This is a genomic window from Cryobacterium sp. MLB-32, from assembly GCF_000738085.1.
Classification (GTDB): domain Bacteria; phylum Actinomycetota; class Actinomycetes; order Actinomycetales; family Microbacteriaceae; genus Cryobacterium.
The window spans coordinates 1-1,415 of sequence record NZ_JPRS01000327.1 but is presented as its reverse complement, the minus strand read 5'-3'; the positions used below and the strand labels follow the sequence as shown (position 1 = coordinate 1,415).

Genomic DNA, 1,415 nt, shown 5'->3' with positions numbered 1-1,415 from the left:
TTTCGCCCGAACGGTCGAGAATCACGGCTTCGCACGCGATTACACTCTGACTGTCGACGGTCATACTTGGACGCTAACGGGCGAGCACGAGCGAGCAACGTATCGATTCGGCGAAGACGGTCGCAGCCAGGAGATCGCCTGGGAGTGGAAACCCGCCGAAGTATGGCTACCGCTTTGCGACCGCACCGCTAATCGCATCAACTGATCGAGCACCAACGACTTCCAACGGTGGGTAAGTCTGCCTAGCGCTGTGTCATACGGGAACCCTCTACGGGCATTGTGAGTGCGGGTCCCGCGCCTACGGCCCATTGCGCTCTACGATCGCGGCGCCGAGGCGCATGAGCTCCGAGCGCACGGATGCCGGCTCGAGAACGTCAATGTATTCACCCCATCCAGCAAGGCCACGGGCGAGCATGATTTCGGCTGGCGCACTGATTCGCACCCTGGCTCGATGGTCGTCGATCGCGGTGTCTTCCACTGCCAGCTCGCCGAACTGTTCACGCAGGAAGGGCACGATCTCGGTATTTGTGACCACGATCGTGGATGCGCTCTCGCGCTGCTGATTCACGTCGCGTACGACGGTATTCCATGCCTCTGCGAGGTCGAAGTCATCCGGGCGGTCGGCGGGCTCGTCCGTGACAACAGCCCAAATGATCCGCTCGATGCGAAATGTGCGCTGGGCGCCATCCACGCCGCCGAGTAAGTACCACACCTCACTCTTCTCGACCAGGCCCCACGGGTCACAGAGCCTTTCGACCGGGTCGCGGTCCCAACCCCGGTAGCTCAGACGCACCTTTCGGCGCTGTATGACAGCGACCTGGAGTTCCGTCACGAGTGGTGGCTGTGCGCGATGGGGCCGGCCCCACCGCGCCGGGTCAATCACGACGGCCTCTGCCGCCGCTTCGGCGTCCGTTCTAAAGGTGTCGGGAAGAGCGTGCACGAGTTTGCGGATCGCCGACTTGGCCTCTGGGACTACGGACGCTGCTGGCCCGACCAGGAGGAAAAGCGCACGCGCCTCAGCCGATGTGAGCCCGCTCAGGTCGGTGCGAGCGCCGCCGAGTAGGTGCCACCCACCGCCACGGCCGACCTGTGGGTACACGGGAATTCCCGCAGCTGACAGCGCTTCGAGATCACGCCTCGCCGTAGCGACGGATGTCTCAAACTCAGCAGCTACTTCCTTCGCTGTCACGCGTCCCCGCGCCTGCATCAGTAGGAGTGTGGCGACGAGGCGATCTGCGCGCATAAATCAATTGTCGCAAACAAAGTAGTCAGAAGGTGAGCACTTTACTGGTGGAGACTGAAATCACCTGAATCAGAAGGAAGACCACATGTTGCGAGGATTTGCCACCGTCAGCTATTTCGCCGCCGATCTGGAGGCGGCACGCAAGTGGTACAGCGAGCTGCTGGGTATCGAT

General features: G+C 62.0%; 2 protein-coding genes. One reads left to right on the top strand and one right to left on the bottom strand.

The features are described 5' to 3' along the window. Positions 1-205, top strand: a 205-nt coding sequence (locus JF66_RS24630) for a hypothetical protein (protein ID WP_231556499.1), incomplete at its 5' end; no start/stop codon positions are given. A 93-nt stretch (positions 206-298) separates the two neighbouring features. Here JF66_RS24630 and JF66_RS18190 read toward each other — a convergent pair. Then, positions 299-1,243, bottom strand: a complete 945-nt coding sequence (locus JF66_RS18190; protein WP_035880229.1) for a YafY family protein — start codon at positions 1,241-1,243, stop codon at positions 299-301. Between the last annotated feature and the right edge of the window lie 172 nt (positions 1,244-1,415).

Bases quoted from the DNA above. Each gene is read 5' to 3' on its own strand.
- JF66_RS18190 (WP_035880229.1), bottom strand. From the start codon at position 1,243: ATGCGCGCAGATCGCCTCGTCGCCACACTCCTACTGATGCAGGCGCGG.